Source organism: Pseudomonas sp. P20 (assembly GCF_016463925.1).
GTDB classification, from domain to species: domain Bacteria; phylum Pseudomonadota; class Gammaproteobacteria; order Pseudomonadales; family Pseudomonadaceae; genus Pseudomonas; species Pseudomonas aeruginosa.
In genome coordinates, this window is sequence record NZ_JAEMVM010000003.1 from 13,312 (window position 1) to 33,418 (window position 20,107).

Consider the following 20,107-nt stretch of genomic DNA (forward strand, 5'->3'; position numbering starts at 1 on the left):
GTGGAAAACCGGGGCGGCGCGATGATGCGAGAACCCTGGCGTGAGACCACAACAATGAAAACCCTAGTCGATCACCTTGCGCAATACGCCGCCTACCACCGCGACCGGCGCAACATCTTCAGCCATTTCATCGGCATTCCGATGATCGTCCTCTCCATCGCCGTGTTGCTGGCGCGGCCGGCGCTGGGGTTCGGCCTGTCTCCGGCGCTGCTGCTGGCGCTCGCCGCGGCGCTGTTCTACCTGCGCCTGGACCTGCGCTTCGGCGTGGCCATGACGGCGCTGCTGGCGCTGACGGTGTGGGGAGCTGCGCAATTGGCGGCGGGGACTACCGCTGCCTGGCTGGGCTGGGGCGTCGGCCTGTTCGTGGTCGGCTGGATCATCCAGTTCGTCGGTCATTACTACGAAGGGCGCAAGCCGGCCTTCGTCGACGATCTCAGCGGGTTGATCGTCGGTCCGCTCTTCGTGCTGGCGGAACTAGCCTTTCTGCTGGGGCTGCGCGGCGACGTGCAGCGCGAGGTCGAGGAGCGCGCCGGCCCGACCTGCATTCGCGAGCACAAGCGGGCGGCGTGAGAAGGTCTCCCGCGAGCGCGGGAGACCGGGGTGGGAGCGTTACTTGCGATCCGCGGCGATGCGCTGGCGGATGTGATCGGCGCGGGCCTGGGAGCCCGGGTGCGAATCGAACATGCTGCTGTCGCCGCCGCCCAGCTTGGCCAGCTTCTCGAAGGCGGTGACCAGGCCCTGGGTGTTCACTCCGCGCTTCTTCAGTAGCTCGTAGGAGAAATCGTCGGCGTCGGATTCCTGGGACTGGGAGAACTGCGCGTTGATCAGCGATTCGGTGAGTTCGCCCAGCTGGGAGCCGGACAGGGCGGCCAGCGCGCCGCTCTTCGAGGCGCCGGCGGCGCCGCGCACCGCGGCGGCCGCGTAGGCGGTCTGGGCGGCCTTGCGGGTGTGGCCGAGGGCGACGTGGCCCATCTCGTGGCCGAGTACGCCTTCGATCTCGTTGTCGCTCATCAGTTCCATCAGCCCGCTGTAGACGCGAATGCAGCCGTTGGCCATGGCCCAGGCGTTGACCTCCTCGGTGAGGTAGACCTTGTAGTTCACCGGCACGCCGTCGATCTGGTCGCCCAGGGCCTTGGCGATCTTGTCCAGGCGCTGGCCGTACTTGCTGTTGGCCGGGGCGATGCGGTTCTGCTGGTCGGACTCGGCACAGGCCTGGTCGGCGACCTGGCGGACCTCGGCGTCGCTCAGGGTGGCGGCCTTCACCGCCATCATGCCGTGCTGCATGAGGTCCCCCTGGGGCAGGTTCTGGCAGCCGGCCAGGGTGGCGCAGGCGAGGGCCAGGGCGGAAAGGGAAAGACGGGTCTTCATCGTGTGCTCCTTGCGATAGGTGGCGTTCCGTGCCGGACGGGCGTGTTCCGCCCGGTGCCGCGCGCCCGGTGGGGGTCGCGCGGCGGCGGATGATAGCGGCTTGTGCCGTTCGTCGGAAGTCCCGCGAAGGCCGCAGGCCCGCCCTGGCGGGTGCGCAATGCGTCCCTGGCGTCAGTGGAAACCGCGCCAGGCGAGGTCGGCGCCGAGCAGCAGGAGACCGACGAAGAAGCAGCGCCTGAACAGCGTCGCGCTGATCCGCTGGCGCAGCCACTGGCCGAGGAGCATCCCGCCCAGCGCCGGGACCAGGGTCAGCAGCGAGGCGCCGAGCATCTGCGGTTCGAGCAGGTCGCCATGCACGCCGAGAGTGACCGCCAGGGCCAGGGTCGAGGCGCTGAACGACAGGCCGAGGGCCTGGACCAGTTCGTCGCGCTGCAATCCTAGGGCTCCCAGGTAGGGCACCGCGGGAATCACGAAAACCCCGGTGACCGCGGTCAGCGCGCCGGTCGCCAGCCCGACCAGCGGGCCGGCCCAGGGCTCGTGGCGTGCCGGCAGGTGCAGCGGGATCGCGGCCAGGCCGAGCAGCGCGTAGGCCGCCAGGGCCAGGCCGAGCACGCCGGTGGCCTGCCTTGGCGCGTCGCCGCCGAGCCATGCGCCGACCAGCAGGGTGCCCACGACCACCCCGAGCAGCAGGCCGGCCAGGCGCTTCATCAAGCCGAGGAAGCGCGGGCCGCAGGCGAGCTGCCAGAGGTTGGTCACCATCGACGGTACGATCAGCAGCGCCGCCGCCTGCATCGGCGGCATGGCCAGGCCGAGCAGACCCACCGAGACCGTCGGCAGGCCCAGGCCGACCACGCCCTTGACGAAGCCGGCGAGAAGGAAGGTGAGGGCGATCAGCGGGATCAGGGCGTGGAGGTCGACGGACATGCGGGTTCTTCCTTGTCTCGGGCTGGCGCGAACGGGCGATGGCGGCCAGTATCTCTCGTCGTCGACAGGCAATGTTTCATCCGGAGGTGAAGCATGCAATTCAATCCCGGCTTCAGTTCGCTGGCGGCGCTGCTCGCCGATCCCGGCCGCGCGCAGATGATCTGGGCACTGATGGATGGCAGCGCCCGCCCGGCCAGCGAGCTGGCGCTGCTGGCGGGCGTCTCGCCGTCCTCCGCCAGCGGCCACCTGGGACGGCTGGTCGAGGGCGGCGTGCTGAGCCTGGAGGCGCGCGGGCGCAATCGCTTCTATCGCCTGGCCGGGCCCGAAGTGGGGCAGGCGGTGGAAGCGCTGGCCAGCGCCTCCCTGGCCCTGCAGCCGCAGCGGCGCAGCCTGCCGCCGAGCCACGGCACGCCGTCGGCGTTGCGCGAGGCGCGGACCTGCTACGACCACCTGGCCGGCGAACTCGCGGTCGGTGTGTTCGCACGGATGCTGGATGCCGGCTGGATCGAGCAGGAGGGCAGGACGCTGCGCCTGAGCGCGACCGGCGAGGCCGGGCTGGCCAGGTTGGGAATCGACCTGGCGGAGGTCCGCCGCCGCCGTCGGCAGTTCGCCTGCGCCTGCCCCGACTGGAGCGAACGCAAGCCGCACCTCGGCGGCGCGCTGGGGGCGGCGTTGCTGGAGGCCTGTCTGCGCCAGGGCTGGTTGCGGCCGCAGGACGGCTCGCGGGCGTTGCAGGTGTCGTCGAAGGGCCGCGCGGGACTGCGCGGCCTGGCGGAGCGCACGGCGGGCTGAACCCGCCGCGGGATCAGAGATTGGCCACCGGCTGGAAGGCCTTCGGCTTGAAGTAGAGGGTCTCGCCGCGGGCCAGGCCGGCCAGGCTGTCGTGGTCCTTCACCACTTCGGCTTCGATCAGTTCGTCCTGGCCGTCGACCTTCAGCGTTACCCGGGTGATCGCCCCCAGCGGACGGATGTCGCGGACCTCGGCGGCGCGGTGCTCGGCCACCGCGGAACGCGACAGCGACACTTCGTGGGGGCGGAACAGCAGGTGCTGATCGTTGCCCAGTTGCAGGCGGTTGGAGTCGCCGAGGAAGTGGTAGACGAAATCGCTGGCCGGGTTCTCGTAGACCTCGCCGGGCGAGCCGATCTGCTCGATCACGCCCTTGTTCATCACCACGATGCGGTCGGCCACTTCCATCGCCTCTTCCTGGTCGTGGGTGACGAACACCGAGGTCAGGTTGATCTCCTCGTGCAGGCGCGCCAGCCAGCGGCGCAGCTCCTTGCGCACCTTGGCGTCGAGGGCGCCGAAGGGTTCGTCGAGGAGCAGGATCTTCGGCTCCACCGCCAGCGCGCGGGCCAGGGCGATACGCTGCCGCTGGCCACCGGAGAGCTGCTCGGGATAGCGGTCGGCGAGCCAGTCGAGCTGCACCATGTTGAGCAGTTCGTGGACCTTGGCCTTGATCGCGGACTCGCCCGGCCGCTCGCCCTTGGGCTTCATGCGCAGGCCGAAGGCGACGTTGTCGAACACCGTCATGTGGCGGAACAGCGCGTAGTGCTGGAAGACGAAGCCGACGTTGCGGTCGCGCACGTCGTGCTGCGAGACGTCCTCGCCATGGAACACGATGTTGCCGGCGTCCGGGGTTTCCAGCCCGGCGATGATCCGCAGCAGGGTGGTCTTGCCGCACCCGGAGGGGCCGAGCAGGGCCACCAGCTCGCCGCTCTGGATGTCCAGGTTGATGTCGTCCAGGGCCTTGAAGGCGTTGAAGTTCTTGCTGACGTTACGGATTTCGATGCTCATGGTTCATTCCTCGTCAGCATTGCTTTTCAGTCGGGACATGCGGGATTCGCTCCACTGCTTGAGCAGAAGGATGACCAGCGCCATCAGCAGCAACAGGCTGGCGACGCTGAAGGCGGCGACATGGTTGTATTCGTTGTAGAGGATCTCGACGTGCAGCGGCAGGGTGTTGGTGACGCCGCGGATGTGTCCGGAAACCACCGACACCGCGCCGAACTCGCCCATCGCCCGGGCGGTGCAGAGCACCACGCCGTAGATCAGGCCCCACTTGATGTTCGGCAGGGTCACGTGCCAGAACATCTGCCAGCCGTTGGCGCCGAGCAGGCGGGCGGCTTCCTCCTCCTGGGTGCCCTGCTCCTGCATCAGCGGGATCAGTTCGCGGGCGACGAAGGGCACGGTGACGAAGAGGGTCGCCAGGACGATTCCGGGCACCGCGAAGACGATCTGGATGTCGTGGTCGCTCAGCCATTCGCCGAAGTAGCCCTGGGCGCCGAACAACAGCACGTAGATCAGGCCGGCGATCACCGGCGAGACCGAGAACGGCAGGTCGATCAGGGTCACCAGGATGCTCTTGCCGCGAAACTCGAACTTGCTCACGCACCAGGCGGCGGCGACACCGAACAGCAGGTTGAGCGGCACCGAGATGGCCACCGCGATCAGGGTCAGCTTCAGCGCGGCCAGCGCGTCGGGTTCGAGGATCGCCTCGAAGAAGGTGCCGAAACCCTGCTTCAGCGCCTCGCTCAGGACCACGTAGAGCGGCAGCAGGAGGAACAGGGCGAAGACCAGCCAGGCCAGGACGATCAGGGCCAGGCGGCCGCCGGCGTTGCCGCGGCGGGAGGCGCTGGCGGTGGCAGCGGAAATGCTTGCACTGGACATGGCGCCCTCCTTACGGGGTTTCGATGCGACGCTGCAGCAGGTTGATCAGCAGCAGCAGGATGAAGGACACCACCAGCATCAGCACGCCGATGGCGGTGGCGCCGGTGTAGTCGTACTGGTCCAGCTTGACCATGATCAGCAGCGGCAGGATCTCGGTCTTCATCGGCATGTTGCCGGCGATGAAGATCACCGAGCCGTATTCGCCGACGCCCCGGGCGAAGGCCAGGGCGAAACCGGTCAGCCAGGCCGGCAGCAGCGCCGGCACGAGGATATGGCGGAACACCTGCAGCGGCCTGGCGCCGAGGCAGGCGGCGGCTTCCTCGACTTCCTTGGGAATGTCGGCGAGCACCGGCTGCACCGTGCGGACCACGAACGGCAGGGTCACGAAAGTCAGCGCCAGGGTGATCCCCAGGGGGGTATAGGCGATCTTGAAGCCGAGGTCGCTGGCGAACTGTCCGACCAGGCCGGCCGGCGCATAGAGCGCGGTGAGGGCGATACCGGCGACGGCGGTGGGTAGGGCGAAGGGCAGGTCGATCATGGCATCGATGATCTTCCGTCCGGGGAATTCGTAGCGCACCAGGACCCAGGCCAGCAGCGTGCCGATCAAGCCGTTGAGCACGGCGGCGGCGAGCGCGGTGCCGAAGCTCAGCTTGAGCGCGGCGAGCACCCGCGGCGCGCTGATGATGGCCCAGAATTGCTCCCAGCTGAGCTGGGTGGTCTTGAGGAACATGGCCCCCAGCGGGATCAGGACCAGCAGGCTGAGGTACACCAGGGTGTATCCCAGGGTCAGCCCGAAGCCGGGTATGACCGGGGAAATGCGTCGTGACATGTTCTGTCCTTACTCTGCGTTGGAACGCTTGGTGGCTCTCCCGGTGCCGGTTCCTTCCGGCAGTGGGCCCGGTACGGGACCGGGCCTGCTAGCCCCCTCGCCCGTCCGGGAGAGGGTCTGGGAGAGGGGCCGTGGTTCGGGCGACGGGTCTGCCGTCGCGATCATTGCGCCTGGTAGATCTGGTCGAAGATGCCCCCGTCGTTGAAGAACTTCGGCTGGGCCGTCTTCCAGCCGCCGAAATCGGAGTCGACGGTGACCAGGTTCAGTTTCGGGAACTGCGTGGCGAACTCGGCGGCGACCTTCTGGTTGCGCGGCCGGTAGAAGTTCTGCGCGGCGATGCGCTGGCCTTCCTCGCTGTACAGGTATTGCAGGTAGGCCTCGGCGACCTTGCGGGTGCCTTTCTTCTCGACCACCTTGTCGACCACCGCGACCGGCGGTTCGGCGAGGATGGAGATGGAGGGCACGACGATCTCGAAGTTTTCCCCGCCCTGTTCCTTCTTCGCCAGGAACGCCTCGTTCTCCCAGGCCAGCAGCACGTCGCCGATCTGGTTGTTGACGAAGGTGATGGTCGAGCCGCGGGCGCCGGTGTCGAGTACCGGTACGTGCTTGTACAGCGCCTGCACGTAGTCCTTGGCCTTCTCGTCGCTGCCGTACTGCTTCTTCGCCCAGGCCCAGGCGGCGAGGAAGTTCCAGCGCGCGCCGCCGGAGGTCTTCGGGTTCGGCGTGATGACTTCCACGCCTTCCTTGGTCAGGTCGCCCCAGTCCTTGATTCCCTTGGGGTTGCCCTTGCGCACCAGGAACACGATGGTCGAGGTGTAGGGGGTGCTGTTGTCCGGCAGGCGTGCCTGCCAGTCGGCCGGCAGCAGCTTGCCGAGCTTGTGCAGTTCGTCGATGTCGCCGGCCAGGGCCAGGGTCACCACGTCGGCCTTGAGCCCGTCGATCACCGCGCGGGCCTGCTTGCCGGAGCCGCCGTGGGACTGCTGGACGGTCAGGTCCTCGCCGCCCTGGGCCTTCCAGTGCTTGATGAAGGCCGCGTTGTAGGCCTGGTACAGCTCGCGGGTCGGGTCGTAGGAAACGTTCAGCAGTTGCGTGGCTGCGGCAACCGGGCCGGAGACCAGGGCGCTGGCGAGTGCGGCCAGGGCGAAACGACGAAGGGACATGTGCAGCTCCTAGGTGTGTGCTGTTTCGATTGTTCTAATGGGGTGTTGGCGGAACGACGGGAACACGGGGCGTCAGGCGCGCATTCGCGGCCGACAGCTGCAGTACCGGTGCGGATGGGGTATCGAACGGATGTTCATGGCGAGACGCCTCCGGTGGTCCAGTCGGGTCGTGTGCTTCAGGCCTGCTTGACGGCCGGTTGCTGCAGACGGAATTTTTCCTTGCGCTCGATCTGCACCACCTGGCCGTTGTGCACGGTGATCTCGACGGCGCCGAAGCGCAGGCCGCGCAGGGCACTCTGGATTTCACGCAGGATGGTGGCTTCGTCCTGGCCATCCAGGCTTCTGAGGGTTGCGCTCATGGGTCTCTGCTCCTGTGGCTCGAGGTGCCGCGTTGCTCGACGAAGTGGAGGCGGCGTGAGGCGCATAGTAAGCAGTGGGCAATATTCTTAAAAATATTGTTTAAGAATCTTTATAGGTAAAGTGGTTATAAGACGGCGAAGCGGCCCGGCTTCGCCGCCAGGCTCAGTCTTCCGGCAGCGCCACGGGCGGCAGGTCGAAGCGCAGCGCTTCCGCCGGTTGCGGCCGTCCGTACCAGTAGCCTTGGCCGAAGTCGCAGCCATGTTCGCGCAGGAACAGCGCCTGGTCCTGATGCTCGATGCCCTCGGCAACCACCCGCAGCCCCATGCTTTGCGCCAGGGCAACGATCGCCCGGGCGATCGCGGCGTCGTCCACCGCGCCGGGCAGGCCGGCGACGAAGCCCTGGTCGATCTTCAGCTTGTGCACCGGCAGCCGCTTGAGGCGCATCAGCGAGGAATAGCCGGTGCCGAAGTCGTCGATGGCCAGGTTCACGCCGAGGATACGCAGGCGGCAGAGCAGGTTGAGGGACTGCTCGAAGTCCTCCATCACCGCGCTTTCGGTGACTTCCAGCTCCAGGTAGCGGGGCTCCAGTCCGGACTCTTCCAGGGCATTGGCGATCCTTTCCTCCAGGCCGCCGCGGTTGAACAGCCGGCTGGAGACGTTGACCGCGACGAACTCCAGCTCGACGCCGCGCTGTTGCCACTCGCGCATCTGCCGGCAGGCACGCTTGAGCACCCAGTTGTCCAGCGCGGCGATCAGCCCGCATTCCTCCGCCACCGGGACGAACTCGCCTGGCGGCACCAGGCCGCGCTCGGGATGCTGCCAGCGCACCAGCGACTCGACGCCGACGATCCGCCCGCTGGCCAGGTCGTGCACCGGCTGGTAGTGGACGCGCAGTTCGTCGTGATCCAGCGCATGGCGCAGGGCCGATTCCACCTGGACATGGGCGCGGGCCCGGGCGGTCAGCACGCGGGTGTAGAAGGCGTAGGCGTTACGCCCGCTGTCCTTGGCCTGGAACAGCGCGGCGTCGGCGTGTTGCATCAGGTGGTCGACGTCGCTGGCGTCTTCCGGGTAGAGGCTGACACCGAGGCTTGCGCTGATATAGATCGGCTGGCAGTGGATGTCGAACGGCGCGTTGAAACCGTCGAGGATGCGCTGCGAGAGGCGCGCGACGGCTTCCGGGTCGTCGTTCTCGACGAGGATGGCGAATTCGTCGCCGCCCAGTCGCGACAGCAGGCAGCGCTCGTCGAGCTGGTGTTGCAGGCGCTTGCTGACCTCCTTGAGGAGCATGTCGCCAGTTGTATGGCCGAGGCTGTCGTTGATGTGCTTGAAGTGGTCGAGGTCGATCAGCAGCAGGGCCCCGGCCACCGTCCGGTCCTTGCCGTTCTCCAGCGCCTGCTCGATGCGCTCGCGCAGCAGCACGCGGTTGGGCAGGCCGGTCAGCGAGTCGTGGTGGGCGAGGAAGTCCAGCTCGTTCTCCGAGCGCTTGATGCTGCTCAGGTCGGAGAACACCCCGACGTAGTGGGTCAGCTGGCCCTGGTCGTTGCGCACCACGCGGATGTGCAGCCACTGCGGGTAGATCTCGCCGCTCTTGCGCCGGTTCCAGATTTCTCCGCTCCAGACGTCCTGCTCGCGCAGGGCCAGCCACAGGCGCTGGTAGAACGCCTGGTCCTGGCGGCCGGAGCGGAGGATCGCCGGGGTCTTGCCGAGCACGTCTTCGGAGCGGTAGCCGGTGATGCGCTCGAAGGAAGGGTTGACGTGCACGATCACCGCCTGGGCATCGGTGACCAGAACGCCCTCGCGGGTGCTGTCGAATACCGCCGCGGCCTGGCGCAGGTGGTCTTCCTTGAGCCGCTGCAGGGTGATGTCGCGGGCCACGCCAGTGTAGTGCAGCGGCTTGCCCAGGGCGTCGCGGAGGACCCGGCCGCGCGAGTGGATCCAGCGGTAGTCGCCGTCCTTGTGGCGCAGGCGGTAGATGTGGTCGAGATTGTCGGTCAGGCCCTGCAGGTGGTTGCGGTGGGCCTCCAGCACGGTGGCGTACTCTTCGGGGTGCAGGCGCTTCTTCCAGGTCTCGATGGGGTCGCCGAGTTCCTCCGGAGCGAGGCCGATCAGCGCGGCGTAGCCCGGCGAGACGAACATCCGGTCGGTCACCAGGTCCCAGTCCCAGAGTCCGTCGCGCACCGCTTCCAGGGCGCGGTTCAGGCGCTGCTCGCTGCCGTGCAGTTCGTCGTAGGCCTGGGCCTTGCGGCGGAACTGGCGTACCAGGTAGAGGTACAGGAGCAGGCCGGTTGCGGCGAAGAAGAACAGCCGCTTGGCGGTCATCCAGAACACCAGTTGGTCGTGGTCCTGGACCTGGTTTTGTAACAAATGATCGCTCAGGAACGCCCAGGCGATGGCGATTGCGAGATAAGCCAGGCTCAGGCGAAGGGCACTCAGGCGGGGGCTCATGGGATTTTCAGTGGGCAATTATTGGCCGGGCAGTATAAATGATGGCCATCCGGCCCTGTTCATATCTAAAAGAACGGATGGTAATCCCCAGCCGCTTGGTGATAATGCCCCCAGGTTTTGTCAGACAAGGCCCTCATCACTCCCAAGTCCCCCCGAGGTTCAGTACCGCCTATGTGGTTCAACGGTTTTCTCGACCTGTCGCCGTGGCAACTGGTGGCAGTTACCCTGGTGCTGACGCATATCACCATCGTCAGCGTGACCGTCTACCTGCATCGCTATTCCGCCCACCGTGCACTCGACCTGCACCCCGCGCTGCAGCACTTCTTCCGTTTCTGGTTGTGGTTGACCACAGGGATGAACACGCGCGAATGGACCGCGATCCACCGTAAGCACCATGCCAAGTGCGAGACCGTCGAGGATCCGCACAGCCCGGTGCACAAGGGCCTGTTCACCGTTCTGCGCGCAGGCGCGGAGCTGTACAAGGCCGAGGCGAAGAACCAGGACACCCTGCGCATCTACGGCAAGAACTGCCCGGACGACTGGATCGAGCGCAATCTCTACTCGCGCTTCCCGATCGGCGGCGTGGTGCTGATGGCGCTCATCGACCTGGCCCTGTTCGGCGCCCTTGGCCTGACCGTCTGGGCCGTGCAGATGGTATGGATTCCGTTCTGGGCCGCCGGCGTGGTCAACGGCCTCGGCCACGCGGTCGGCTATCGCAACTTCGAATGCCGCGACGCTGCCACCAACCTGGTGCCCTGGGGCATCCTCATCGGCGGCGAAGAGCTGCACAACAACCACCACACCTACCCGAACTCGGCCAAGCTGTCGGTGAAGAAGTGGGAATTCGACCTGGGCTGGGCCTGGATCAAGCTGTTCAGCTTCCTGCGCCTGGCCAGGGTCGCCCGGGTCGCGCCGATCGCCCATCGGGTCGAGGGCAAGCACAGCCTGGACATGGACACCGCCATGGCGATCCTCAACAACCGCTTCCAGATCATGGCGCAGTACCGCAAGCTGGTGATCGCGCCGCTGGTCAAGCAGGAAGTGGCCAAGGCCGACGAGTCGGTGCGCCACCTGTTCCGCCGCGCCAAGCGCCTGCTGTCGCGCGAGACCAGCCTGCTGCAGGACCGCCACCACGTGCGCATCGACTCGATGCTCGCCCACAGCCAGGCGCTGAAGGTGATCTACGAGAAGCGCCTGGCGTTGCAGCAGATCTGGGCCAAGACCAGCGCCAACGGCCACGACATGCTGGCGGCGATCAAGGACTGGGTGCATGAGGCGGAAGCCAGCGGTATCCAGTCGCTGAAGGAGTTCGCCGCGCAACTGAAGACCTACTCGCTGCGTCCCGCCTGACGCCTGGCACGCCCTCGCGGGTGCGTCAGCCGCCTCTGCAACGCGCCGGCTCCTGCCGGCGCGTTGCGTTTCGGCGTCGCCAGTGCGACGCCCCGCCGATACTTCTCTTCCTCCGCAAGTCGACTTGCCCGATCCGGGATTCAGCCCGGGCGGCGCCCGGCCTATCTTCGGCGTGCCCAGGCGCCACGCCGGGCGTCACGCAGAACAACAAGAAAAGGAGCGCGGGCGATGTTGCTGGATTACCTGATCATGCTGGTCTACGCCCTGGCCATGCTGGGCCTGGGCTGGTACGGAATGCGCAAGGCGAAGAGCCAGAGCGATTTCCTCGTCGCCGGACGCCGCCTCGGCCCCGGCCTCTACCTGGGAACCATGGCCGCGGTGGTGCTCGGCGGCGCGTCGACCATCGGTACGGTCAAGCTCGGCTACCAGTTCGGCCTGTCCGGCTTGTGGCTGGTGTTCATGCTCGGCCTGGGGATCATCGTCCTCAGCCTGGTGTTCTCGCGGCAGATCGCGCGCCTGCGGGTGTTCACCGTGACCCAGGTGCTGGAGCAGCGCTACCAGGCCTCCTCGCGCCTGATCGGCGGGGTGGTCATGGTCGCCTACGACCTGATGGTGGCGGTCACCGCGACCATCGCCATCGGCTCGGTCACCGAGGTGGTATTCGGCATCCCGCGGATCCCGGCGATCCTCTGCGGTGGCGGGATCGTCATCGTCTATTCGGTGATCGGCGGCATGTGGTCCCTTACGCTGACCGACATCATCCAGTTCGTGATCAAGACCGTCGGTATCTTCCTGGTCCTGCTGCCGTTGTCGATCGACGGCGCCGGTGGCCTGGCGCGCATGCAGGAGGTGCTGCCGGCGGGCTTCTTCGACCTCGGCCACATCGGCCTGGATACCATACTCACCTACTTCCTCCTGTACTTCTTCGGCGCGCTGATCGGCCAGGACATCTGGCAGCGGGTGTTCACCGCGCGCAGCGAGACGGTGGTGCGCTACGCCGGGCTTGGCGCCGGCGTCTACTGCATGCTCTACGGCGCCGCCTGCGCGCTGATCGGCGCGGCGGCGCGGGTCCTCCTGCCGGACCTGGCGGTGCCGGAGAACGCCTACGCCGAGATCACCCGCGAGGTACTGGCGCCGGGCCTACGCGGCCTGGTGGTGGCGGCCGCGCTGTCGGCGATCATGTCCACCGCCAGCGGGTGTCTGCTGGCGGCGGCCACCGTGCTGCAGGAAGACATCTATGCGCGCTTCCTCCGCCCCGGTATCACCAGCGACATCCGCCTGAGCCGTTGCATCATCCTGCTGATGGGGGTGGCGATGCTGGTCCTGGCGTGCCTGGTCAACGACGTCATCGCGGCCCTGAGCATCGCCTACAACCTGCTGGTCGGCGGCCTGCTGGTGCCGATCGTCGGCGCGCTGCTGTGGCGTCGGGCCAGTCCGCAGGGAGCGATCGCCAGCATCGTCGCCGGTTGCCTGGCGGTGATCGCCTGCATGGCCCGCGACGGCCTGCTCGCCAACTCGCCGATCGTCTACGGCCTGCTGGCCAGCCTGGCGACCTTCGTCGCGGTCAGCCTGGCTACCCGTCCTGCCGCCAGCCTGCGAGCCCAGCCGGAATGAACCCACCGCGCCGGGCGGCGCCCGGCGCTTTCTTCCCGCCACACGGAGACGCCCCATGTCGAACGACCATCCGCAGCCCCTCGACGCCGCCGAGATTCCCCGCTTCGCCGGTATCCCGACCTTCATGCGCCTGCCGGCGTTCACCGACCCGGCGGCGCTGCAGGTCGGCCTGATCGGCGTGCCCTGGGATGGCGGTACCACCAACCGCGCCGGTGCCCGCCATGGCCCGCGCGAGGTGCGCAACCTGTCCAGCCTGATGCGCAAGGTGCATCACGTCAGCCGCATCGCGCCCTACGACCTGGTGCGGGTCGGCGACCTCGGTGACGCGCCGGTGAATCCCATCGACCTGCTCGATTCGCTGCGCCGCATCGAAGGCTTCTATCGCCAGGTCCATGCCGCCGGCACCCTGCCGCTGTCGGTCGGTGGCGACCACCTGGTGACCCTGCCGATCTTTCGCGCCCTGGGTCGCGAGCGGCCGCTGGGCATGGTGCATTTCGATGCGCATTCCGATACCAACGACCGCTACTTCGGCGACAACCCCTACACCCACGGCACGCCATTCCGCCGAGCCATCGAGGAAGGCCTGCTCGATCCGCTGCGCACGGTGCAGATCGGCATCCGCGGCTCGGTGTATTCGCCGGACGACGACGCTTTCGCCCGCGAGTGCGGCATCCGCGTGATCCACATGGAAGAGTTCGTCGAACTGGGCGTCGAGGCGACCCTGGCCGAAGCCCGGCGGGTGGTGGGCGACGGGCCGACCTATGTGAGTTTCGACGTCGACGTGCTCGACCCGGCCTTCGCGCCCGGCACCGGTACCCCGGAGATCGGCGGCATGACCAGCCTCCAGGCCCAGCAGTTGGTCCGCGGCCTGCGCGGGCTGGACCTGGTCGGCGCCGACGTGGTGGAAGTCTCGCCGCCGTTCGATGTCGGCGGCGCCACGGCGCTGGTGGGGGCGACCATGATGTTCGAGCTGCTCTGCCTGCTTGCCGAGTCGGCCGCGCGAAGCGCCTGACGGCGTTCCGCCGGCCCGGCTTTGGCGCTATAACGAAGGCGGACCGAACGCCATGGGGGCGGGAATGCTGGGCAACCTCAACGACATCGACCTGCGCATGCTGCGCACCTTCTGCGCCATCGTCGAGGCCGGCGGCTTCACTGCCGCCCAGGCGCGCCTGAACACCAGCCTGTCGCGCCTGAGCGTGCTGGTGCGCGACTTGGAGGTGCGCCTGGGCTATTCCCTGTGCCGGCGCGGCAACGGCGGTTTCCAGTTGACCGAGGAGGGACAGGAACTCTACGACGCCGCGCTCGGCCTGTTCAGCGACATCGCCCGTTTCCGCGAGCAGGTCCGTGGCCTCGGCGGGCGCGATCGCGAGGCGTTGCACCTGGGCTGCGTCGATGGCGTCATCGGCCAGCATTGCCTACCGTTGCCGCTGGCCATCCGGCTGTTTCGCCAGCGCGCCCCGGAGGTCCTACTCAAGCTGCACACGCGGCGTCCCGACGAACTCGAGCACGCGGTGCTGGAAGAGCGCCTGCAACTGGCGGTGGGGGCCTTCCACCACCGGTTGTCCGGGCTCTACTACCAACCCCTGTTCCGCGAGGAGCAGAACCTCTATTGCGGCAGCGCGCACCCCTTCTTCGCCCGGGCGGACGACGAACCGGCGCTGGACGAGATCTGCGCCGCCGACTATGTCGGCCGCGGCTACATGGCGGAAAACCATCGCCCGCACGACCTGCGCTTCAACCAGGGGACCGACGCCTACACCATGGAGGCCATCGCTACCCTGGTCTTCAGCGGCACCTACATCGGCTACCTGCCGACGCACTATGCCGCCACCTGGGTCGCCGAAGGGCGCATGCGGGCGATCCGGCCACGGCAACTGGCCTACGACTCGGAATTCCATTGCATTACCCGTCAGGGACACGAAGAACGACCGACCCTGACCCTGTTCCTGCGCTCGCTGTTCGAGGCGCAGAAACAACTGGGCGTGCAGGCTCCGGCGAATACGAACGGCATCGCTCGGCAATTGTGATCAAGCGCACTGGCTGGAGCCTTTCCCTGCCGTTCGGCGGGCATTTCTGTATCGCCGCGACCCCTGCGCTAAGTTGGCGGTCGAACCCGTTCCGCGAGCAGAGCGACGATCCATGGACGACCTAACCGGCATTCCCGAAGACCCGCAGGAGGCCGCGCTGGCCTTGCTGCACAGCCGTGCCGAAGTGGCCCGGCTGAAGGAGCGCGAGCAACTCTTCAGCGCCTTGCTGGCCAGCGTCAACTCGGTGCTCTGGGCCTACGACTGGCAGAACCGGCGAATGGTCTACGTCAGTCCCGCCTACGAGAAAATCTTCGGCCGTTCCGCGGCGCTGCTGCTGGCGGACTACGAGGAATGGCGCAACAGCATCTACCCGGACGACCTCGACTACGCCGACAGCAGCCTGCTGCAGGTGCTCGAACGTGGCGCCGTGGAACAACGCGAATACCGCATCGTGCGTGGCGACGGCGAGGTCCGCTGGCTCAACGACAAGTGCTTCGTCAGCCGCCAGGGCGAGGCGGGACTGCCGCTGATGGTGGTGGGCATCGCCGAGGACATCACCGACAAGAAGCACATGGAGAGCGAGCTGCAACGGCTGGCCACCACCGACGTGCTGACCCAGAGCAGCAACCGTCGCTATTTCTTCGACAGTGCCGAGGCGGCCTTCAAGGAGTGTCGCCGCGAGGGGATACCGTTGGCGTTCCTGCTGCTGGACGTCGATGATTTCAAGAAGATCAACGACCGCTTCGGCCACCAGGTCGGCGACCAGGTCCTCCAGCGTATCGCCCAGAGCGGCAGTGCCGCGCTGCGCCGTGGCGACCTGTTCGGGCGGATCGGCGGCGAGGAGTTCGCCGTGCTGCTGCCCGGCTGCGACGAGCAGACCGCGCGACAGATCGGCGAACGCCTGCAGCGCGAGGTGCAACGCCTGCGCTTCCAGGAGGGCGAGCACAGCTTCGGGATCACCGTCAGCCAGGGCCTGACGGTCCTCCAGGCCGATGACGAGGGGCTCGGCGCCCTCTACAGCCGGGCCGACGCCGCGATGTACTCGGCCAAGCGCCAGGGCAAGGACTGCATCGTCGTGGGCTGACCGCTGGGCAAACGTTTCCGTTTTGTCGACGGCGCCACGGAATACCTCTTTGGGGAGGCGACCGGCAGGTCGCGGCTGCGGTACAATATTCCTTAAAGCTATTAAATATGAATAATTAATTCTTTTTAGGTTTATTGCGGATATTTTACTGTTTATTACCCACGCGCTATAAAGCGCGGGAAATAACGATTTCTGAAACGTGGCGGTAACTCGCCACAAAGGAAGCTGTAATAGGCGGTTTTCTGCCGACACCCTTCGGCCCGTCAGCCGGGAGAAGGGCAGGAAGCCCGAGAGGACGCGAAGGCGGAGCCCGATGGAAAGATTGGCTTACAAATTGCCTTCACTGGCGGTGGGTCGAGACACCCGCCGCACAATAACAAGACACGAGTACGCCCATGCACACGCTTCCGTTCGCTGCCTCCCTGCCTGCTTGCCTGCCCCGTCGTTCCATCGTCGCGGGTTGCGCCGTTTCCTGATCCATCGAATGCCGAGTTTCGCGCGCGCCATCTTCCGGGATGGTACGGCGCTCAGTGTTTCAACGACCGGTCGGGCCCACGCGTTCCACTTCCCCCGACCGGAAGACAATTAGCAATACCAATGGGGAAAAGACCAATGAAGAGTCGCAAGATCAACAAGTCACGACTGGCCCTGGCCATCACTGCCGGTACCCTCGGTGCCCTGGCGCAACAGGCGGTCGCCGCCGGTTTCATCGAGGACAGCAAGGCATCGCTGACCCTGCGCAACTTCTACATCAATACCGACAACCGCAATGGCACCGCCTCGCCGAGCAAGCAGGAAGAGTGGGGCCAGGGCTTCATCCTGAATTACCAGTCGGGCTTCACCCAGGGCACCGTCGGCTTCGGCGTCGACGCGCTGGGCCTGCTCGGCGTGCGCCTGGACGGCGGCGGCCGTGCCGGCAAGAGCGGCCTGGACCGCCAGCCGGGCACCGTGTTCCCGCTGGAAAGCAACGGCGAGCCGGTGCACGACTTCGCCAGCCTGGGCCTGACCGCCAAGGCCAAGGTGTCCAACACCGAGTTCCGCTACGGCACCCTGCAGCCGAAGCTGCCGGTGGTCACCTACAACGACGGCCGCCTGCTGCCGGTCACCTTCGAGGGCGGCCAGGTCACCTCGACCGACCTCAAGGACTTCACCCTGGTTGCCGGCCAACTGGAGCACTCCAAGGGCCGTAACTCCACCGACAACCGCAGCCTGAGCATCGCCGGCGCCAACGGCAGCAGCGCCAGTTCGCGCGACAGCAACAAGTTCTACTACGCGGGTGGCGACTACAAGGTCAACAAGGACCTGACCCTGCAGTACTACTACGGCAACCTGGACGACTTCTACAAGCAGCACTTCCTCGGCCTGATCCACAACTGGCAGATTGGCCCGGGCGTCCTGAAGACCGACCTGCGCGCCTTCGACAGCAGCTCCGACGGCAAGAACGGCAGCCGTTCCGGCCGTGCCGACGGCTACGTCAGCAGCGGCTACTACGGCAGCGGCGTGACCAAGGGCGAAGTCGACAACCGCGCCTTCAGCGGCCTCTTCACCTATACCGTCAGCGGCCACAGCATCGGCGCCGGCTACCAGATCCTCAACGGCGACAGTGACTTCCCGTTCCTGAACCGTGGCGATGGCGAAGGTTCTACCGCGTACCTGATCACCGACGTGCAGATCGGCAAGTTCCAGCGTGCCGGCGAGCGCACCTGGCAGGTCCGCTACGGCTACGACTTCGCCACCGTCGGCGTGCCGGGCCTGACCTTCAACACCATTTACCTGAGCGGCGACAAGATCAAGACCGCCCGCGGCGACCAGAGCGAGTGGGAACGCGATATCTCCCTGGCCTACGTGATCCCGGACGGCACCTTCAAGGGCCTGGGCTTCACCTGGAAGAACGCCTCCTTCCGCAGCGGCCTGCCGGCTGCCGGTTCGAGCAACAACCAGCGCGACCAGGACGAGAACCGCCTGATCGTCAGCTACACCCTGCCGCTGCTGTAAGCTCCGGCCGGACAGGAAAAAGCCCGCGTCCTCCTGGAGGACGCGGGCTTTTTTCATTCATGGCGCCACTCGGCGTGCCGGGCCGGCCAGGGCGAACAGCGCCGCGGCTGGCCATCCGCCCTGCGGGATGCCCGTCAGGCCTTGCGCGGCGCCGGTTGCTGCTGGGTGATGCAATGGATGTTGCCGCCGCCGAGGAGGATCTCGCGCCCCGGGACCATCACCACCTCGTGCTCGGGGAACACGCGCTGGAGGATCGCCCTGGCCTCGGCGTCCTTGGGATCGTCGAAGCTCGGCGCGACGATGCCGCCGTTGACGATCAGGAAGTTCACGTAGGAGCCGGCCAGGCGAATGGAGGGATCGCGCGGCTGGCTGCCCTCGACGATATCCACGCCGTCGCACTCTTCCTGGGTCGCGTACAGCGGGCCGGGGATCGGCATCTTGTGTACCACCAGCTTGCGTCCCTTGGCGTCGCGGCTTTCTTCCAGCACGCGGAGGGCGGCCTGGCAGCGCAGGTAGTTCGGGTCGTCCTGGTCGTCGGTCCAGGCCAGCAGCACCTCGCCGGGACGCACGTAGCAGCAGAAGTTGTCGACGTGGCCGTCGGTCTCGTCGTTGTAGAGGCCGTTCGGCAGCCAGATGATGCTCTCCACCGCAAGGTAGTCGCGCAGGGTCCGCTCGATCTCCGCCTGGCTCAGGTGCGGGTTGCGGTTGTGGTTGAGCAGGCATTCCTCGGTGGTGATCAGCGTGCCTTCGCCGTCGACGTGGATCGAGCCGCCCTCGAGGACGAAGTCGTCGGTGCGGTAGCGGGCGCGCCGTTCGATCTCGAGGATCTTGCGTGCCACCTGGTCGTCGCGCTGCCAGGGGAAGTACAGGCCGCCTTCGAAGCCGCCCCAGGCGTTGAAGCCCCAGTCGACGCCGCGTACATCGCCCTTGTCGTCGATGACGAAGGTCGGGCCGGTGTCGCGGACCCAGGCATCGTCGCTGCTGATTTCCACGACGCGGATGTTGCCGTCGTCGAGGCGTGCGCGCGCGTTCTCGTACTGCCCGGCGCTGGCGCAGACGGTGACCGGCTCGAAGCGCGCGATGGCCTTGGCCACCGCGGCGAAGGCCGCCTGGGCCGGCTTGCCGCCGTTGCGCCAGTTGTCCGGGCGTTCCGGCCAGACCATCCAGGTCTGCTCGTGGGGTTCCCATTCGGCGGGCATGCGGAAGCCGTCGGCGCGTGGGGTGCTGGTCGGGTTGCTCATCGCTGCTCCTGAAATCGTTGCTATGCGCGGCGGACGCCGGCGCGGAATGCGCGGGGCGTCCCCGCGCGGATCGTTTCCCGAGGCCTCACGACTCCAGCGAACCGTCCAGGGTCTTCAGCGGACCGTAGAGGTTCGGCCGGCGGTCGCGGAACACGCCCCAGGCGCTGCGGGTGCGCTCCAGCGCATCGAGGTCGAAGGTGTGGACAAGGATACCTTCCTCGGTGCGGTTCAGCTCCTCGACTTTCTCGCCGAACGGGTCGGCGATGAACGAAGAACCATAGAAGGTGATGTCGTAGCCATCCTGCTCCTCGCGGCCGATGCGGTTGGAAGCCACCAGCGGCATCAGGTTGGCTCCGGCATGGCCTTGCTGCACGCGCTGCCAGTGATCGCGCGAGCTGATGCTGGCGTCGTGCGGTTCGCTACCGATGGCGGTCGGGTAGAACAGGAGTTCCGCGCCGAGCAAGGCCATGCTGCGCGCCGATTCGGGGAACCACTGGTCCCAGCAGATACCGACGCCGATCCGTGCGTAGCGGGTCTGCCAGACCTTGAAGCCGGTGTCGCCCGGATTGAAGTAGTACTTCTCGTGGTAGCCCGGGCCGTCCGGGATGTGGCTCTTGCGGTAGACCCCGAGGTTGCCGCCATCGGCGTCGATGACCGCGATGCTGTTGAAGCGGGCGCGCCCGGCGCGTTCGAAGAAGCTGATCGGCAATACCACCTGCAACTCCCGGGCGAGGGCCTGGAAGTGGGCGATGGCGGCGTTCTCCTCGACCGTGGTGGCCAGCTGCAGGTAGTCCGGGTTCGGCTTCTGGCAGAAGTAGGGGGTCTCGAACAGTTCCTGGATCAGGATGATCTGCGCACCCCTGGCGGCGGCCTGGCGCACCAGTTTCTCGGCGCGGGCGATGTTCGCCGGACGATCCCAGGAGCAGGCCATCTGGGTGGCGGCGACGGTGACGTTGCGGGTCATGGAGCACCTCGTGTGCTGGCTCGGATGGCTGCCGGGCTTGGCGGCGGCCGGTTGTGGGTCGGGCGGGCGGGAACGGGG

Annotated in this window: 18 protein-coding genes; 8 read left to right on the top strand and 10 right to left on the bottom strand. The window is 66.9% G+C overall.

From position 1 onward, the window contains the following. Positions 1-54: 54 nt before the first annotated feature. Positions 55-570: an Mpo1 family 2-hydroxy fatty acid dioxygenase gene (locus tag JHD77_RS04245; protein ID WP_003107722.1), complete on the top strand. Its 516-nt coding sequence runs from the start codon at positions 55-57 to the stop codon at positions 568-570. Between the two features lie 39 nt (positions 571-609). Here the strand turns inward: JHD77_RS04245 and JHD77_RS04250 are convergent, their stop codons facing one another. Both JHD77_RS04250 and JHD77_RS04255 read right to left on the bottom strand, forming a co-directional pair. Further along, the gene (locus JHD77_RS04250) at positions 610-1,368 is read right to left on the bottom strand and encodes a M48 family metallopeptidase (RefSeq protein WP_003112168.1); all 759 of its coding nucleotides are present in this window, start codon (positions 1,366-1,368) and stop codon (positions 610-612) included. A 171-nt stretch (positions 1,369-1,539) separates the two neighbouring features. Then, positions 1,540-2,292, bottom strand: a complete 753-nt coding sequence (locus JHD77_RS04255; RefSeq protein ID WP_022580821.1) for a sulfite exporter TauE/SafE family protein — start codon at positions 2,290-2,292, stop codon at positions 1,540-1,542. 93 nt (positions 2,293-2,385) lie between these two features. On the opposite strand from JHD77_RS04255, the gene JHD77_RS04260 reads away from it, so the two are divergent. Further along, positions 2,386-3,084, top strand: coding sequence for an ArsR/SmtB family transcription factor (locus JHD77_RS04260; protein ID WP_003104488.1), 699 nt, complete (start codon positions 2,386-2,388; stop codon positions 3,082-3,084). 13 nt (positions 3,085-3,097) lie between these two features. Here JHD77_RS04260 and JHD77_RS04265 read toward each other — a convergent pair whose 3' ends face one another. From JHD77_RS04265 to JHD77_RS04290, 6 genes are all read right to left on the bottom strand, one after another. Then, positions 3,098-4,087 (bottom strand): sulfate/molybdate ABC transporter ATP-binding protein, encoded by a 990-nt coding sequence (locus JHD77_RS04265; protein ID WP_003084237.1) that lies wholly within the window; start codon positions 4,085-4,087, stop codon positions 3,098-3,100. Between the two features lie 3 nt (positions 4,088-4,090). Beyond that, complete coding sequence (cysW, locus tag JHD77_RS04270; RefSeq protein WP_003084239.1) at positions 4,091-4,960, bottom strand: sulfate ABC transporter permease subunit CysW; 870 nt, start codon at positions 4,958-4,960, stop codon at positions 4,091-4,093. Positions 4,961-4,970: 10 nt separating this feature from the next. Continuing rightward, positions 4,971-5,789, bottom strand: a complete 819-nt coding sequence (gene cysT, locus JHD77_RS04275) for a sulfate ABC transporter permease subunit CysT (protein ID WP_003084241.1) — start codon at positions 5,787-5,789, stop codon at positions 4,971-4,973. 161 nt (positions 5,790-5,950) lie between these two features. Beyond that, on the bottom strand, positions 5,951-6,949 hold the full coding sequence (locus JHD77_RS04280; RefSeq protein WP_003084243.1) for a sulfate ABC transporter substrate-binding protein: 999 nt from the start codon (positions 6,947-6,949) through the stop codon (positions 5,951-5,953). Positions 6,950-7,125: 176 nt separating this feature from the next. Beyond that, entirely contained in the window at positions 7,126-7,308 is a 183-nt protein-coding gene (gene oscA / locus JHD77_RS04285) for a sulfur starvation response protein OscA (protein ID WP_003084246.1), read from the bottom strand. Between the two features lie 163 nt (positions 7,309-7,471). Continuing rightward, positions 7,472-9,754, bottom strand: coding sequence for a putative bifunctional diguanylate cyclase/phosphodiesterase (locus JHD77_RS04290; RefSeq protein ID WP_003118721.1), 2,283 nt, complete (start codon positions 9,752-9,754; stop codon positions 7,472-7,474). 171 nt (positions 9,755-9,925) lie between these two features. Here JHD77_RS04290 and desA point away from each other — a divergent pair, with 171 nt between their 5' ends. From desA to JHD77_RS04320, 6 genes are all read left to right on the top strand, one after another. After that, entirely contained in the window at positions 9,926-11,104 is a 1,179-nt protein-coding gene (gene desA / locus JHD77_RS04295; protein ID WP_003104496.1) for a delta-9 fatty acid desaturase DesA, read from the top strand. A gap of 228 nt (positions 11,105-11,332) precedes the next feature. Next, positions 11,333-12,718 (top strand): sodium:solute symporter, encoded by a 1,386-nt coding sequence (locus JHD77_RS04300; RefSeq protein ID WP_031755862.1) that lies wholly within the window; start codon positions 11,333-11,335, stop codon positions 12,716-12,718. 55 nt (positions 12,719-12,773) lie between these two features. Continuing rightward, entirely contained in the window at positions 12,774-13,730 is a 957-nt protein-coding gene (speB, locus tag JHD77_RS04305; protein WP_003104498.1) for an agmatinase, read from the top strand. Between the two features lie 52 nt (positions 13,731-13,782). Next, positions 13,783-14,745 carry a LysR family transcriptional regulator gene (locus JHD77_RS04310; RefSeq protein WP_003128540.1) on the top strand — a complete coding sequence of 321 codons (963 nt, stop codon included), beginning with the start codon at positions 13,783-13,785 and terminating at the stop codon, positions 14,743-14,745. A 112-nt stretch (positions 14,746-14,857) separates the two neighbouring features. Next, positions 14,858-15,829: a GGDEF domain-containing protein gene (locus JHD77_RS04315; protein ID WP_003104500.1), complete on the top strand. Its 972-nt coding sequence runs from the start codon at positions 14,858-14,860 to the stop codon at positions 15,827-15,829. Positions 15,830-16,441: 612 nt separating this feature from the next. Further along, a complete protein-coding gene (locus JHD77_RS04320; RefSeq protein WP_003084265.1) occupies positions 16,442-17,824 on the top strand; it encodes an OprD family porin in 1,383 nt (460 codons plus the stop codon). 134 nt (positions 17,825-17,958) lie between these two features. On the opposite strand, the gene aguA is transcribed toward JHD77_RS04320, so the two are convergent. Both aguA and aguB read right to left on the bottom strand, forming a co-directional pair. Next, entirely contained in the window at positions 17,959-19,065 is a 1,107-nt protein-coding gene (aguA, locus tag JHD77_RS04325; protein ID WP_003144947.1) for an agmatine deiminase, read from the bottom strand. Between the two features lie 85 nt (positions 19,066-19,150). Further along, entirely contained in the window at positions 19,151-20,029 is an 879-nt protein-coding gene (gene aguB / locus JHD77_RS04330; protein WP_003111119.1) for an N-carbamoylputrescine amidase, read from the bottom strand. Positions 20,030-20,107 lie beyond the last annotated feature (78 nt).

Coding starts and splice junctions, on each gene's coding strand:
- JHD77_RS04265 (WP_003084237.1), bottom strand. CDS start 4,087: ATGAGCATCGAAATCCGTAACGTCAGCAAGAACTTCAACGCCTTCAAG.
- JHD77_RS04300 (WP_031755862.1), top strand. CDS start 11,333: ATGTTGCTGGATTACCTGATCATGCTGGTCTACGCCCTGGCCATGCTG.
- JHD77_RS04250 (WP_003112168.1), bottom strand. CDS start 1,368: ATGAAGACCCGTCTTTCCCTTTCCGCCCTGGCCCTCGCCTGCGCCACC.
- aguB (WP_003111119.1), bottom strand. CDS start 20,029: ATGACCCGCAACGTCACCGTCGCCGCCACCCAGATGGCCTGCTCCTGG.
- JHD77_RS04260 (WP_003104488.1), top strand. CDS start 2,386: ATGCAATTCAATCCCGGCTTCAGTTCGCTGGCGGCGCTGCTCGCCGAT.
- desA (WP_003104496.1), top strand. CDS start 9,926: ATGTGGTTCAACGGTTTTCTCGACCTGTCGCCGTGGCAACTGGTGGCA.
- JHD77_RS04320 (WP_003084265.1), top strand. CDS start 16,442: ATGAAGAGTCGCAAGATCAACAAGTCACGACTGGCCCTGGCCATCACT.
- speB (WP_003104498.1), top strand. CDS start 12,774: ATGTCGAACGACCATCCGCAGCCCCTCGACGCCGCCGAGATTCCCCGC.
- JHD77_RS04280 (WP_003084243.1), bottom strand. CDS start 6,949: ATGTCCCTTCGTCGTTTCGCCCTGGCCGCACTCGCCAGCGCCCTGGTC.
- aguA (WP_003144947.1), bottom strand. CDS start 19,065: ATGAGCAACCCGACCAGCACCCCACGCGCCGACGGCTTCCGCATGCCC.
- JHD77_RS04310 (WP_003128540.1), top strand. CDS start 13,783: ATGGGGGCGGGAATGCTGGGCAACCTCAACGACATCGACCTGCGCATG.
- cysT (WP_003084241.1), bottom strand. CDS start 5,789: ATGTCACGACGCATTTCCCCGGTCATACCCGGCTTCGGGCTGACCCTG.
- oscA (WP_003084246.1), bottom strand. CDS start 7,308: ATGAGCGCAACCCTCAGAAGCCTGGATGGCCAGGACGAAGCCACCATC.
- JHD77_RS04245 (WP_003107722.1), top strand. CDS start 55: ATGAAAACCCTAGTCGATCACCTTGCGCAATACGCCGCCTACCACCGC.
- JHD77_RS04315 (WP_003104500.1), top strand. CDS start 14,858: ATGGACGACCTAACCGGCATTCCCGAAGACCCGCAGGAGGCCGCGCTG.
- JHD77_RS04290 (WP_003118721.1), bottom strand. CDS start 9,754: ATGAGCCCCCGCCTGAGTGCCCTTCGCCTGAGCCTGGCTTATCTCGCA.
- JHD77_RS04255 (WP_022580821.1), bottom strand. CDS start 2,292: ATGTCCGTCGACCTCCACGCCCTGATCCCGCTGATCGCCCTCACCTTC.
- cysW (WP_003084239.1), bottom strand. CDS start 4,960: ATGTCCAGTGCAAGCATTTCCGCTGCCACCGCCAGCGCCTCCCGCCGC.